Annotated in this window: 15 protein-coding genes; 6 read left to right on the top strand and 9 right to left on the bottom strand. The window is 67.1% G+C overall.

What is annotated here, in order from left to right; translation table 11 throughout:
• From VNR91_RS07645 to VNR91_RS07630, 4 genes are all read right to left on the bottom strand, one after another.
• On the bottom strand, positions 1-802 hold an 802-nt coding region (locus tag VNR91_RS07645; RefSeq protein ID WP_325490176.1), incomplete at its 3' end, for an FAD-dependent oxidoreductase.
• A 165-nt stretch (positions 803-967) separates the two neighbouring features.
• Positions 968-1,303 (bottom strand): acyl-CoA thioesterase, encoded by a 336-nt coding sequence (locus VNR91_RS07640; protein ID WP_325490177.1) that lies wholly within the window; start codon positions 1,301-1,303, stop codon positions 968-970.
• Positions 1,304-1,353: 50 nt separating this feature from the next.
• Positions 1,354-1,560: a hypothetical protein gene (locus tag VNR91_RS07635; protein WP_325490175.1), complete on the bottom strand. Its 207-nt coding sequence runs from the start codon at positions 1,558-1,560 to the stop codon at positions 1,354-1,356.
• A gap of 10 nt (positions 1,561-1,570) precedes the next feature.
• The gene (locus tag VNR91_RS07630) at positions 1,571-2,884 is read right to left on the bottom strand and encodes a pyruvate dehydrogenase complex dihydrolipoamide acetyltransferase (protein WP_325490174.1); all 1,314 of its coding nucleotides are present in this window, start codon (positions 2,882-2,884) and stop codon (positions 1,571-1,573) included.
• 112 nt (positions 2,885-2,996) lie between these two features.
• Here VNR91_RS07630 and VNR91_RS07625 point away from each other — a divergent pair, with 112 nt between their 5' ends.
• Positions 2,997-3,452, top strand: a complete 456-nt coding sequence (locus VNR91_RS07625; protein ID WP_325490173.1) for a universal stress protein — start codon at positions 2,997-2,999, stop codon at positions 3,450-3,452.
• Between the two features lie 747 nt (positions 3,453-4,199).
• Here the strand turns inward: VNR91_RS07625 and VNR91_RS07620 are convergent.
• Both VNR91_RS07620 and VNR91_RS07615 read right to left on the bottom strand, forming a co-directional pair.
• Positions 4,200-5,300 (bottom strand): RcnB family protein, encoded by a 1,101-nt coding sequence (locus VNR91_RS07620; protein ID WP_325490172.1) that lies wholly within the window; start codon positions 5,298-5,300, stop codon positions 4,200-4,202.
• Positions 5,301-5,440: 140 nt separating this feature from the next.
• The gene (locus tag VNR91_RS07615) at positions 5,441-5,923 is read right to left on the bottom strand and encodes a GAF domain-containing protein (protein WP_325490171.1); all 483 of its coding nucleotides are present in this window, start codon (positions 5,921-5,923) and stop codon (positions 5,441-5,443) included.
• A 233-nt stretch (positions 5,924-6,156) separates the two neighbouring features.
• Between VNR91_RS07615 and uvrA the strand changes: the two genes are divergently transcribed.
• Positions 6,157-9,141, top strand: a complete 2,985-nt coding sequence (uvrA, locus tag VNR91_RS07610; protein ID WP_325490170.1) for an excinuclease ABC subunit UvrA — start codon at positions 6,157-6,159, stop codon at positions 9,139-9,141.
• 123 nt (positions 9,142-9,264) lie between these two features.
• Here the strand turns inward: uvrA and VNR91_RS07605 are convergent, their stop codons facing one another.
• On the bottom strand, positions 9,265-9,918 hold the full coding sequence (locus tag VNR91_RS07605) for an MT-A70 family methyltransferase (protein ID WP_325490169.1): 654 nt from the start codon (positions 9,916-9,918) through the stop codon (positions 9,265-9,267).
• On the bottom strand, positions 9,915-10,664 hold the full coding sequence (locus VNR91_RS07600; RefSeq protein ID WP_325490168.1) for a BglII/BstYI family type II restriction endonuclease: 750 nt from the start codon (positions 10,662-10,664) through the stop codon (positions 9,915-9,917). Before VNR91_RS07600 ends, VNR91_RS07605 begins: the two co-directional genes overlap by 4 nt.
• A gap of 316 nt (positions 10,665-10,980) precedes the next feature.
• Here VNR91_RS07600 and VNR91_RS07595 point away from each other — a divergent pair, with 316 nt between their 5' ends.
• The 4 genes from VNR91_RS07595 to VNR91_RS07580 all read left to right on the top strand — a co-directional run bounded on the left by VNR91_RS07595 (position 10,981) and on the right by VNR91_RS07580 (position 12,831).
• Complete coding sequence (locus VNR91_RS07595; RefSeq protein WP_325490167.1) at positions 10,981-11,193, top strand: cold-shock protein; 213 nt, start codon at positions 10,981-10,983, stop codon at positions 11,191-11,193.
• Between the two features lie 104 nt (positions 11,194-11,297).
• Positions 11,298-11,531, top strand: coding sequence for a hypothetical protein (locus tag VNR91_RS07590; RefSeq protein ID WP_325490166.1), 234 nt, complete (start codon positions 11,298-11,300; stop codon positions 11,529-11,531).
• Between the two features lie 236 nt (positions 11,532-11,767).
• Positions 11,768-12,181, top strand: a complete 414-nt coding sequence (locus tag VNR91_RS07585; protein WP_325490165.1) for a hypothetical protein — start codon at positions 11,768-11,770, stop codon at positions 12,179-12,181.
• Between the two features lie 224 nt (positions 12,182-12,405).
• A complete protein-coding gene (locus tag VNR91_RS07580) occupies positions 12,406-12,831 on the top strand; it encodes an OsmC family protein (RefSeq protein ID WP_325490164.1) in 426 nt (141 codons plus the stop codon).
• A 177-nt stretch (positions 12,832-13,008) separates the two neighbouring features.
• Here the strand turns inward: VNR91_RS07580 and VNR91_RS07575 are convergent, their stop codons facing one another.
• Positions 13,009-13,431 carry a hypothetical protein gene (locus VNR91_RS07575; RefSeq protein ID WP_325490163.1) on the bottom strand — a complete coding sequence of 141 codons (423 nt, stop codon included), beginning with the start codon at positions 13,429-13,431 and terminating at the stop codon, positions 13,009-13,011.
• Positions 13,432-13,824: the final 393 nt, after the last annotated feature.

Raw genomic sequence — 13,824 nt, 5'->3', positions numbered from 1 at the left:
CGACGATGACGTGGCTGAACTCGGCGGTGGTGACCTTGCCATCCTTGCCCTTGATCGCCGCCTTGACGCCCGATGCGCTCACGTCGAGCTTGTCGACGCCCGCGCCGGTCAGGATGGTCATGCCCTGTTTCTTCAGCGCCTTCTCCAGATGGGCGGAGATGTCGGCGTCCTCGACCGGCACGACGCGGTCGAGCATCTCGACCACGGTCACTTCGGCGCCCATGTCGTTGTAGAAGCTGGCGAACTCGATCCCGATCGCGCCCGATCCGATCACCAGCAGCTTGCCCGGCATTTCCGGCGGGGTCATCGCGTGGCGATAGGTCCAGATGCGCTTGCCGTCGGCCTTGGCGAACGGCAGGTCGCGCGCACGCGCTCCGGTGGCGACGATGATGTTCTTCGCGGTCAGCTCGGTGATCTTGCCGTCCTTGGTGACGCTGAGCTTGCCCTTGCCCGTCAGCTTGCCGTCGCCCATGTGGACGTCGATCTTGTTCTTCTTCATCAGGTGGGTGACGCCCTGATTGAGCTGCTTGGCCACCCCGCGCGAACGCTTGACCACTGCCTCTAGGTCGGCGGTGATCTTCTCGGCGGCCAGACCATAATCCTTGGCGTGCTGCATGAAGTGGAAGATCTCGGCCGACCGCAGCAGCGCCTTGGTCGGGATGCACCCCCAGTTGAGGCAGATGCCGCCCAGCAGTTCACGCTCGACGATCGCGGTCTTCAGGCCAAGCTGCGCGCCACGGATCGCGGCGACATAGCCACCGGGACCGGAACCGAGGACAATGAGATCGTAGGTGTCAGCCAAGGCAAAGATCCTTCTGCTCCCTCCCCCCTGCTGGGGGAGGGCCGGGGAGAGGGGAAAGCGGCGGGACCGGGTCGATGCCGGTCACGGCGCTTTGGAGAGCGGCGAGGTTCGCGTTCATCACGCTCCCCTCTCCCGGAACGGGAGAGGGGAAAGAAGGTGCCGCGTTCATGCCGCCGGCACCGCGCGCGGCTTTCGCTCATCGTCGATCGCGACGAAGGTGAAATGCGCCTCGGTCACCTTTTGCCGCTCCTCGCCGTGGCGGTCGCGGCGCCAGGCCTCGACGTCGATGGTCATCGAGGTGCGGCCGACACGGACGATCTGGGCATAGACCGACACCTCGTCGCCGACCGACACCGGCGCGTGGAACTGCATCCCGTCCATCGCCACCGTCACCGCCCGCCCCTTTGCCCGCCGCGCGGCGACCAGCCCGGCGGCAAGGTCCATCTGCCCGACCAGCCAGCCGCCGAAGATGTCGCCATAGGCGTTGGCGTCGGCCGGCATCGCGCTGACGCGGATCGCCGGCTCGATCGCGGGGGGCGTGTCGTCGTCGCTCACCGCTGCCGGCCCCGGTCGGCGGTCCAGGCGCGGCGCAGCGGGCCAACGCCCATCGCCACCACCGCCACCGCCGTCGCCCAGCCGACCAGCCGGATCGTCTCGCGCCCGAGCGGGTAGGACCAGGTCGCCACCGCGACGATCAGCGCGGTCGCCATCAGCCCCGCCGCGATGTGGAGCAGCTCGACCAGCGTGCGCACCGGCACCGGCCGTGCCTCAGGCGACCAGCGCCAGCGGCGCTTCGACCAGTTCCTTGAACGCCTTCATCAGCTCGGCACCGTCGGCGCCGTCGATCGCGCGGTGATCAAAGCTGCCGGTCGCCGACATCACCGTCGCCACGCCCAACGCGTCGTCGACAATGTACGGCCGCTTCTCGCCCGCGCCGATCGCCATGATCATCCCCTGCGGCGGGTTGATCACGGCCTCGAACTGCTTGATCCCGTACATGCCCATGTTGGACAGGCTGGCGGTGCCGCCCTGATATTCCTCGGGCTTGAGCTTGTTGTCCTTCGCCCGGCCGGCCAGTTCCTTCATCCGCGTCGAGATCGCGGCGACGCCGATCCCGCCGGCATCGCGGATGATCGGGGTGATGAGGCCCGACGGCGTCGACACCGCCACCGACACGTCGGCGCGCTGGTAGCTGACCAGCTTGTCCCCGGCGAAGGTGACATTGCACTTCGGCACCTCGATCAGCGCGACGCCCAGCGCCTTGATCAGCAGGTCGTTGACCGACAGCTTCACCCCGCGCGGCTCCAGCGCCTTGTTGAGCTCGCCACGCAGCTTGAGCAGCGCGTCGAGGCGGATGTCGACGGTCAGGTAGATGTGCGGGATCGTCTGCTTCGCCTCGGTCAGGCGGCGCGCGATCGTCTTGCGGATGTTGGAGAGCTTTTCCTCGCTGTGCGGGATGCTGTCGTCATACCACACCGCCTTGGCCTCCGCCGGGGCGGCGGCGGGCGCGGCGACGGTCGATGCGGCAGCGGCGGGCGCGGCAGCGCCCGGCGTCGCGCCCTCGACGTCGGCCTTGACGATGCGGCCGCCCGGACCGGACCCGGTCAGCGCGCCCAGATCGATCCCCTTGTCAGCGGCGATGCGGCGAGCGAGCGGGCTGGCCTTGATCCGGTCCCCCGACGCGGCGGGCGCGGCAGCAGCCGCGGCGGGGGCCGCTTTCGTATCGGTGGGCGCTGCGGCCGGCGCCGGCTTGGGCGCATCCTCGACCTTGGCCGGCGCGGGCGCCTTGGCCTCCTCCGGCTTCTTCGCCGGCGCGGCGGAGGCGGAGGAGACATCCTCGCCCTCTTCCGCGATGATCGCGATCACCGTGCCCACCTTCACGCCGTCGGTGCCCTCGGCGACCATGATCTTCGCGATGACGCCTTCGTCGACCGCCTCGAACTCCATCGTCGCCTTGTCGGTCTCGATCTCGGCCATGATGTCGCCGGACTTTACCGAGTCACCTTCCTTGACCAGCCATTTGGCAAGCGTGCCTTCCTCCATCGTCGGGGACAGGGCGGGCATCTTGAGTTCGATCGCCATTGAAATCTTTCTCCTGGGGCGTGCTTCCTTTGCGCCCGTGCCCGTCCGGGTCAAGGCTTGCGCGACGCCATCGGTCGCGCCAGTTATCGGTTTGAGCGGGGGAGAACGGGATATGCGCACCTATCTGGTGGTGGTCGATGACAGCCCGGAGGCGGAGGTCGCGCTGCGCTTTGCCGCGCGGCGCGCGGTCAAGACCGGCGGCGGGGTGCAGATCCTCGCGCTGATTCCCCCGGCCGAGTTCGTGCAATGGGGCGGCGTCCAGGCGACGATCGAGGAGGAGGCGCGGCTCCACGCCGAGGCGCTGGTCGCGGGGGCGGCGGGCACGCTGCTAGACGAATCGGGCGTGGTGCCGTCGATCGTGGTGCGGCAGGGCGACGGGGCGAAGATCGTGCGCGAGATGATCGCCAAGACCCCCGACATCGCCGCGCTGGTGCTGGGCGCGGCCGCGAGCGGCGCGCCGGGGCCGCTGGTCGCGCACTTCGCCGGGGCCGACGCGGGCAAGCTGCCGGTGCCGGTGATGATCATCCCCGGATCGCTGACCACCGAGGCGATCGACCGGCTGAGCTGATCGGGCGAAAGAAAAGGCGATTGTATCCTTTGCAAACACGTCGCTAGGGGCGAGGCAGATCTATCGTTACCGTGGGGGTTGGGAACGGTATCGAAATGACAACCGCTGCCGATATCACAGCCCCTGCCGCCCAAGCATAGCGCTTGGCCCGAAAATCTCGAATGGCTTGAGCGACACAGAAAGCGGTCACGCACAAAAGAGAGACGGTCCAAAAGAGACTCATTCCGGCTTCTCCGACGCGGGCTTCACCTTGGCGATCTTGCGCAACTTCTCATCCCAACGCGCCTCATTCTCGGCTCATGCCGATGCTGAATCAACATTTGGCGCGATATGGAAGCTGCCATCGGCGAGCTCGGCTCGCGGCCGTTGCGGAACGTCGCTCCACCCGGCACCTTGCGCCAATGATCGACGACGAACGTGCCTTGCTGCGAGCGCTCGCTCTGATGTGTGCTCAATACATCGGTAAAGGCGATTGGGTTGACCACGAGTGCATCGGAGCTGGGGAGGAAGCTGTCGAGCTCCTCGTCAAACACGGTATGATCGAACCATCCGGACGAGGCGGCTGCTGGACAGAGGCGGGCGAAGCCCTGATGCGGTAGCGCCACCTTTTATGGGTTCACGGCCTAACAGACCCGCGTAAGGCGAAATGACCAAAGAAAACGGGTCAAAAGAAAACGCCGGGCGCGCCACGTCTCAAAGCGCGCCCGGCGGCCAGACGGGCCGGAAGGGTAACCGGCCCGAAAGCGATCAGCGGCGCACGTATTTGCAGTTGCAGGCCGGCGCCTTCGCCGGGCGCCGCACGACCTTACGATAGGTCCGCACCGGCGCCGCCGCGTAATAATATTCCTTCGTCACGGTGGTGGTGGTCACCGCCGGGATCACCGTCACCGTCGTCACGCTGCCATAGGGGCCGTGCACCACCGTTGTGCGCGGCGCGCCGGCATAACGGTGCGGGTCATGGCCGCCGGTCGCCTGCACCACCTCCGCCGGGGGGGCATAGACCACCGGCGGCGGGGCATAGGCATAGCCGTCACCGGGATGGCCCGGCGCCGGATAGGGCGCGCCATAGGGCGGCGGCGGCGGCGGTGGCGGGCCGCGACGGCGATCGCGGCGGTCCTCCGCCCGATCGATCGCGGTGCCGGCGATCGCGCCCGCCCCGGCGCCGATCAGCGTGCCGGCCAGCTTGTCGCCGCGCCCGGCGATGACGTTGCCGGCGACGCCGCCCAGCACCCCGCCGATCACCGCGCCGCCGACGCCGTCGTCGCGACGCTCGCGCGGCGGTGGCGGCGGCGGATAGGGCGCGCCGGACACGACGCGATCGTCGCGGTCATAGCCGTCCTCGGCATGGACTCGCTCGCCATAGCCGCCGTCGCCATAGCCCTGATCGCCGTAACCGCGATCCCAGTCGATCCCGCTGACGCTGTCATAGACGCGGCCGCCGCCGTCGATCAGCACGGCATCGTCATAATAGCGCGTCCAGCTATAGCCGACCGGCGGCGCGCCGAGCCCGTAATTGCCGAAGTCGCTGATGTAGAAGGTCGGCGCGAACCAGTAGCGGGGCAGCACCCAGCCGCGCGTCGGCGCGCGATAGGCGGCCCAGCCGCCGGGGGCGTAGTTGCCGGCGTACCAGCGCCCGTTGACCTGCCCGCCCCACCGCTGGTTGACGACCGGGCGGTTGCCGCGATTCCAGTTGCCGTGCTGCTGCCAGTTGCGGGGCTGTGCCGGCATGGCGCGCGGCGGGGCGGCGCGCTGGCCGCCAGCGGGGGCCGCGGGCTGCTGCGCCGTCGCGGGCGCGGCGACGGCAAGCGTGGCGATGGCGGCGGTTGCGGCGATCCAATAGGCGCGCATGGCGGGCGACTCCCTGTCGGCGCCCGCTCCCGCGACCGGCGCCATGGTTAAATCCAGCCGCCAGTCTAGCCAATCCCGCGCCGGGACGCGACCGCAATGGGTAGTTAACGCCTGTCCCGTTTAGGGTCAGGCCGCCCGGATCAGGCGAGCCGAGGCGCGAGAAGGCGCACCAGCGCCTCGCACCCGGCGGCGTCGGCGGCGTCGAACCGGTCGGGCGAGGGGCTGTCGAGATCGAGCACGCCGATCAGCACCCCCTGGCTGACGATCGGCACCACCAGTTCGGACCGGCTGGCGGCATCGCAGGCGATATGGCCGGGAAAGGCGAACACGTCGGAAACCAGTTGCGTCTCGCGCGTCGCGGCGGCGGTGCCGCACACCCCCTTCCCCATCGGGATGCGGATGCAGGCGGGCTTGCCCTGGAACGGGCCGAGCACCAGTTCGCCGTCGATGTCGCGGTAGAATCCGGCCCAGTTGAGGTCGGGCAGATATTGCCAGATCAGCGCGGCGGCGTTGGCCATGTTGGCGATGGCGTCCGGCTCGTCGGCGGTCAGCGCATCGAGCGCCGCGGTGAGATCGCGATAGAGCGCGGCCTTGTCGTCGGTGGCGATGGTGAAATCATACATGGGCGCGTCCCTGCGTGCGACTCGATGCCGGGACGATCGATGTGCGGCGTCGTCCCCGCCGGGGCAAGCCCGCCGCCACGAAATCCTGCGTTTTCGCCGTCGGCACGTGGATGTGGTCGCCATGTGGTCGCGCGGTCCATCCTCGACACGGCACGGCCCCGGCTGGCATCCGCGCCGCGCGCTCCCTATCTCTCCTCTGGAATCTCCCGCAGAACGAAGATAGAACAACCGGCATGGCCCTTACCACCATTTCCGTGCGCGGCGCGCGTGAGCACAATCTCAAGAACGTGTCGGTCGATATCCCGCGCGATACGCTGACCGTCATCACCGGCCTGTCCGGCTCGGGCAAGTCCAGCCTCGCGTTCGACACCATCTATGCCGAGGGGCAGCGCCGCTACGTCGAATCGCTGTCGGCCTACGCCCGCCAGTTCCTCGAACTGATGCAGAAGCCCGACGTCGACCATATCGAGGGCCTGTCCCCCGCCATCTCGATCGAGCAGAAGACCACCAGCCGCAATCCGCGCTCGACCGTGGCGACCGTCACCGAGATCTATGATTACATGCGCCTGCTGTGGGCGCGGGTCGGCGTGCCCTATTCCCCCGCCACCGGCCTGCCGATCAGCGCGCAGACCGTCAGCCAGATGGTCGACCGGGTGATGGCGCTGCCGGAGGGGACGCGGCTCTACCTGCTTGCGCCGGTCGTGCGCGGGCGCAAGGGCGAGTATCGCAAGGAACTGGCCGAGTGGCAGAAGGCTGGCTTCCAGCGCGTCCGCATTGACGGCGAGCTCTACGCGATCGACGAGGCGCCGGCGCTCGACAAGAAGTACAAGCACGATATCGAGGTGGTGGTCGATCGCCTGGTGGTGAACGCCGACATCGCGTCGCGCCTGGCCGACAGCTTCGAAACCGCGCTTAAGCTGGCCGAGGGCCTCGCCTATGTCGACCTCGCCGACGGCGTCGTACCGGGGCGCGAGGATGAGGTGAGCGACGGCGGCGCGATGAGGGGCGCCGGCGTGCCCGCGAACCGCATCGTCTTTTCAGAGAAATTCGCCTGCCCGGTCAGCGGCTTCACCATCCCGGAGATCGAGCCGCGCCTGTTCAGCTTCAACGCGCCGCAGGGCGCGTGCCCGGCGTGCGACGGGCTGGGCGAGAAACTGGTGTTCGACGAGGATCTGGTCGTCCCCAACCACGCGCTCAGCATCAAGAAGGGCGCGATCGTCCCCTGGGCGAAATCCAACCCGCCCTCCCCCTATTACATGCAGGTGCTGGGCAGCCTCGCGCGCGAATTCGGCTTCAGCCTCGACACGGCGTGGGAGGATCTGCCGGGCGAGGTGAAGCTGGTCGTCCTCCACGGCACCGGCGGCCGCCCGGTCACCCTCACCTTCATCGACGGCAAGAAGAGCTACGACGTCAAGAAGCCGTTCGAGGGGGTGATCGGCAACCTCAACCGCCGGATGCTCGCGACCGAGAGCGCGTGGATGCGCGAGGAGCTGTCCAAATACCAGTCCTCGCAACCATGCGAGACCTGCCACGGCGCCCGCCTCAAGCCGGAGGCGCTGGCGGTCAAGATCGCCGGGCAGGATATCAGCCACGCCACCCGCCTGTCCGTGGTCGACGCGCTGGCATGGTTCGCCGCGCTGCCCACCGGCCTGACCGACCAGCAGCGCCAGATCGCCGAGCGCATCCTCAAGGAAATTCTCGAGCGGCTGGGCTTCCTCAACAACGTCGGGCTCGACTACCTCAATCTCGACCGCACCTCGGGAACCCTGTCCGGCGGTGAGAGCCAGCGCATCCGCCTCGCCTCGCAGATCGGCAGCGGGCTGTCCGGCGTGCTCTATGTCCTCGATGAACCGTCGATCGGCCTGCATCAGCGCGACAACGACATGCTGCTCGCCACGCTGCGCCGGCTGCGCGATCTCGGCAACACCGTGCTGGTGGTCGAACATGATGAGGATGCGATCCGCACCGCCGACTATGTCATCGACATGGGGCCGGGCGCGGGCGTCCACGGCGGCGAAGTCGTCGCGCACGGCACGCTGGCGGAGGTGCTGGCCACCCCCGGCAGCATCACCGCCGATTACCTGAACGGCACCCGCGCCGTCCCCGTGCCCGCGGAGCGGCGGCAGGGCAACGGGCGCAAGCTCACCGTCCGCGGCGCCACCGCCAACAATCTGCGCGGGGTCACCGCGTCGATCCCGCTCGGCACCTTCACCTGCATCACCGGCGTGTCCGGCTCGGGCAAGTCGAGCTTCACCATCGACACGCTCTACGCCGCCGCCGCGCGCCAGCTCAACGGCGCGCGGATGCTCGCGGGCAAGCATGACAAGATCACCGGGCTCCAGCATCTCGACAAGGTGATCGACATCGATCAGTCGCCGATCGGCCGCACCCCGCGATCGAACCCGGCGACCTACACCGGCGCCTTCACCCAGATCCGCGACTGGTTCGCCGGCCTGCCGGAGGCGCAGGCGCGCGGCTACAAGCCCGGGCGCTTTTCGTTCAACGTCAAGGGTGGCCGGTGCGAGGCGTGCCAGGGCGACGGCGTGCTCAAGATCGAGATGCACTTCCTCCCCGACGTCTACGTCACCTGCGACGTCTGCCACGGCGCGCGCTACAACCGTGAGACGCTGGAGGTGAAGTTCAAGGGGAAGAGCATCGCCGACGTGCTCGACATGACGGTCGAGGACGCGGTCGAGTTCTTCAAGGCGGTGCCGCCGATCCGCGACAAGATGGCGATGCTGGCGGAGGTCGGCCTCGGCTACGTCAAGGTCGGACAACAGGCGACCACCCTGTCCGGCGGCGAGGCGCAGCGCGTCAAGCTGGCCAAGGAACTCAGCCGCCGCGCCACCGGCAACACGCTCTACATCCTCGACGAGCCGACGACCGGCCTCCATTTCGAGGATGTGCGCAAGCTGCTGGAAGTGCTCCACGCGCTGGTCGAACAGGGCAACACCGTGGTGGTGATCGAACACAACCTCGACGTCATCAAGACGGCGGACTGGGTGCTCGACCTCGGCCCGGAAGGCGGCGTCAAGGGCGGCGAGATCGTCGCGGAAGGGACGCCGGAGGATGTGGCGAAGACGGCGGGGAGCTTTACGGGGCGGTATCTGGCGCCGTTGCTGAAACAGCAACCCGTGGGCGAGCCTGCCCTGAAGGAAGCCGACGCGGATGCGGATACAAGCAGGGAGATCAAAAAACGAGGAGGCCGGATGCGCTGATCTCCACGGGGATATTCGGAGACATTGATCGGGCGGACTGGGGCGGGCGGTAACCGCTCGCACTCGCCGCGACAAAACTGTCCCTGCGTTCTGCTTAAATGCGACTATGCATCATACTTTCCGTCACTCAGCCGCCTCCACCCACTTCTCCGCGCGCTCCTGTCGCGAATTGTGGGCATAGGTCTCCCAACCGATCTCATAGTCCTCAGCCTGGTTTCCCCAGGCAGTCCACCCCTTCCGCGCCCCGCGCGCGAACAATTCCAGTCGCGGCCCCGGCGAGCACGCCTCGACTATATCGTAGAACTCATCGGGTTTGCGGCTGTGCTCACGCTTGCGCGTGCCAAGCAAATTTACCTGCCTCCGTCCCGGCGCCAGCGTCCGCGCGTTCTTGCCTCGGATGCCGAACAGGCACAATTCGGTGACATTGCGGAAATAAAAGCCGACACCGCGCCCATCCGATCCGCCGTCCTTGCGCACCTTGTGCCAGACGAGGTTCGATTTATACTCGAACCCCCATGCCTTCAGCACGGCCAGTCCGTCAGGCAAGAGCGCATTTGGCACCCAGAGATAGAGATGCGCAGGGTCTGCGGCCGCGCTCTCGACAGGTATCGAGCAAATTTCGTCGAGACTCATCGTGCCGTAGCGCGACAGCCGGTGATGCTCGGGCGCCATCTTGCCGGTACGGTTGGTAAAGCGCCACGGAGGATCGGCAAGAATCGTCGCAAAACGGCGCCCGCGCGCCGCGTGTGCAAAATCAAGCGCCGCATCGATCGTCATGGTCGTACCTTTTCAATGCATTCCGGCCGAATACCGATCGCCAGCACCGGACAACTGCCGTTGCGACCGGCGTTCAGTCGATAGAGCAGCTTTCCCATCCATGTCGTGGACGCGCCATACTTCGCCATCAGCCCCATCTCGCGGAAAACATCGTTCAACGACGCGCTACGCGTCAGTAGCACCCCGACGTCAATGACCCCGCACTGGCTGAACGCGCTCATCGCGTACAGATCGCGGTCGAACGTCTGATCCTTGCTGTTCCATTCGAGATCGAACGCCACTCTGCCCTTTACATAATCGACCTTGTGACCGTCGAGAAATCGCGCCTTGGTGAGTTCACGGGACATCTTCGTCGTCACCGCTTTGCCACGTGCGTTTACCCCGGCTTCGCGCCATAACAATTTGACCAACAGGTCCGCTTGAATGGTCGTTTCATGCCAGCCATGCGGCCGCAGCAACGTCGAGAATGCTTTGGGAATTTCGGATTCGTTTCCGCCCGCCTTGGCGATGATGTCGCGAGTGAGCTTGAATCCGCGTAGCGCATCCATAAGTTCGCCAAATTCCACCGGATGCGCCTCCGACAAGATCAACGCCGCATTGCGGTAAGAAAAAACCTCATAGCGGGCGAGCACATCGGCCGGGACGTAGCGGGCGACGAAATCTGCAGGATCACCGACGTCACTCGGCGCATCCGCGGTATCACCGTTCTCCACATCGCCTGGATTCAGAGGATCATCTTCATTCATCGTTGAGCACCATGGCCACCGGGCTCCATCCGGTCAACATCAGAACAAAAAAAGAACTTTCCGACACACGCGCGCCCAGCAACTGGAGCGCGCTTTTTCAGCACATGGCGGACGCCGCGCTCGTCCGGGGCATTCCGCCGCCCACCGGATACGCCGCCCGATTGCAATTTCGCGGGCTTTTCCCTATATCTACGCTGCTACAGTCGCAAATCGACGGTCTTCGGCGCTTTGCGGCACCTTCTTCCTTCTTTCCCTGCCTCCGCAGCCAGAGGTCCGTCCGCACTTGGACGTACCGCATACGAAGAAGGAAAATACCATGAGCATCACCGGAACCGTCAAGTTCTTCAACGCCGACAAGGGCTATGGCTTCATCGCCCCGGAAGACGGCGGCCAGGACGCGTTCGTCCACATCACCGCGGTCGAGCGCGCCGGCCTGCGCACGCTCAACCAGAACCAGCGCGTCAGCTACGAGCTGGAGCAGGACAAGCGCGGCAAGATGAGCGCCGTCAACCTGCAGGCGCAGGATTGATGATCGCCGGGGTGGCCGGCCCGCCGGAAACGGCGCCGGCCGGCCACCCCGACTTCGCCGCCTTCCCGCCCGCCCCCGTACCCGTACCCGTCAAGGAGCCGCCCATGGCCTATGATGCCGTCTATTACCGGGGCCAGGCCGCCCGAGCCCAGGCAGAGGCCGACGCCGCCACGCTGGACAATGTCCGCGATCGCGCGCTGCGTTCGGTCGCCGCGTTCGAGGCGATGGCGGTCAATATCGAGCGCGTCGCCCGGCGCCGCGCCGAACGGGAGGCCAGCGGCGGAGAATATGCCGGCCGCGCCACCCCCGTTCCCAACGTTCACAAGGATCTTGTTTGACTTACTCCGAATTCACCTATCGACAGCTTCCCACCGGTCCGCGCCCTTCGCGCGATCCTTTCCAGACCCCGCCGGCCCGCTCGCCCCGCTCCCGCGGCGCGGAGGCCCGCCGCCAGTCCGCCATCGCCTATCTCGCCGCGCTGGAAGTGCTCGGCTGATCCGCCATCGATACCATGCAACCTAATCGCGTGTTGGGCGTTCGCTGCATACCCGTAACGAAAATAGGGAGGATGGTCATGCGTGCGTTGACACTCGGACTGGTCGCCACCGCGACCCTGCTTACCGCCTGCGGTGAATATGACAGCGGCCGGCCCGGCTATGCCGGCGATCGCAACTGGCAGCGGTACGACTGGAACCGGCCCGATCCCAGCTACAACGGCTATTACGCCAATCGTTATTATCGCGACGACCAACGCTACCGCGAGCGTCGCCTCGGCCGCAACGACCGCATCTATGCTGGTGAGGACGGCCGCTATTACTGCCGCCGTTCGGACGGCTCGACCGGGCTGATCGTCGGCGGCATCGCCGGCGGCGCGCTGGGCGCGATCATCGCGCCGGGCCGGTCGTCGGTGCTCGGTGCGCTGATCGGCGGTGCCGCCGGTGCAGCGGCGGGCACCGCGATCGACCGCGACAACGTCCGCTGCCGCTAAGGCCCGGAACCCATTCGGGTCCGGCGAACGATGACACGAAACCTGCGCTCCGGCCTCTCCGGCGCGGCCCTTGGGGCCGGGCTGGTAGGGGTCGGGGCGCTGGCGTTCGGCTGGTGGCGCCGCAACGCGACCGGCGGTATCTTCGGCACGCCGCTTCCAGCGGAGGCGGAGGCCGGAGCAGAGGATCGTGCCACAACCCCTTCATCGCCCAAGGATCATGCGCCATGACGACACGCACCGCGACCGCCCGCTACGAAGGCTTCGGCAAGGACGGCAAGGGCCAGCTCACGTCGACCTCTGGCGTGCTGGAGGCGACGCCCTACGGCTTCAACACCCGCTTCGGCGATGAAAAGGGCACCAACCCGGAGGAGCTGATCGCCGCCGCCCATGCCGGCTGCTTCACCATGGCGCTCAGCTTCGCGCTGGCCCGCGCCGGCTACAGCGACGGCAGCCTGGAGACAAAGGCTTCGGTCAAGCTCGAACAGGACGGCGCCGGTTTCACGATCACGCGCTCCGACCTTGATCTGACGGCCAGCGTGCCGGGCATCGACGCCGACGAATTCGCCCGGCTGGCCGCCGATGCGGAGGCCAATTGCCCGGTGTCGAAGCTGTTGAAGGCAGAAATCACCCTCACCCACCGGCTGACCTGATCCGACGCGGGCGGAAGGTTCGGGATCTGATCGCGATGCCCAACACCGCATCGGGGAAGAAGAAGAAGGCCAGCCGTTCGATCGGATGATGATCCGACCCATCGACCGGATAATCGCCAAAACACCCCTTCGTTCACCCGCGCCGACGATCGGGCATCGGCGCGGGCGAAGCGGGGATCAGGCCGGGTCGGTGTCGTCGGCGCCCTCGTCGCCGTCGTCCTCTTCGGCTTCGTCATCAATGTCGTCGTCCTCAAGGCCGCCATCCTCGGCGACATCGACTTCGTCGCTGTCGATCCCGGCGGCGGCAACGGCGTCGTCCTGGTCGAGGGCGGGCTGATCGGGGGTCTGGTCGTCCTGCATGTGCGTGCTCCCGTGGCTGCGCACCGAAGAGTCGGCGCGCCCACCCAGTCCAGCGCCGAATTGCGACGCCGCGAAGTCACGCGGCTCCAATTTGCGACGGAAGGCAGCAGTTGCGACGAACCGCCTCGGGAAGGTCGAAAAGGCGCCGCCTTCGTCAGCGTGGCTGAGCCGGCGATGGCGAATAACGGCGGATCGGCGGGTGCAGCGCGGCAGCGCGGTGAGCCGGGCCAGCGCAGCCACGGTTCCGGCCCCTGTCTTGCTGGAGCACCGGGATCGAGACGCTCAGCCCGAAACGCAAATGGGGGCCGGCATCGCTGCCAGCCCCCGGTCGCCGGACGTCAGTCGCGGGGTGTCGCAACCTGGTCGGCGGCTGGTTCCACCCGCGCCGGCAAGGGCGGCGGGCTTCGCCGTTTCGGTCACCGGGGCCGGGGACGGCGGTTCGCGGGAAACGCCTCCATCCGGCCTCGGCGGCCAGCGGCATCGAAGCCAGGCTTCGTCGCCGTCGGTCGATGGCCGTTCGCCTGCTTCCCGAAGGAGGCCGCCACATTCATCGACCTCGATGCCGGATCGCTCCGCCATCGTTCGTCTCCGGTTCGTCATGGCCTTCCGAAGAAGGCACTTCCGATCCTTCGA

This window comes from Sphingomonas sp., from assembly GCF_035555815.1.
Lineage (GTDB): Bacteria > Pseudomonadota > Alphaproteobacteria > Sphingomonadales > Sphingomonadaceae > Sphingomonas.
This window is presented reverse-complemented; position numbering and strand designations above follow the sequence as displayed.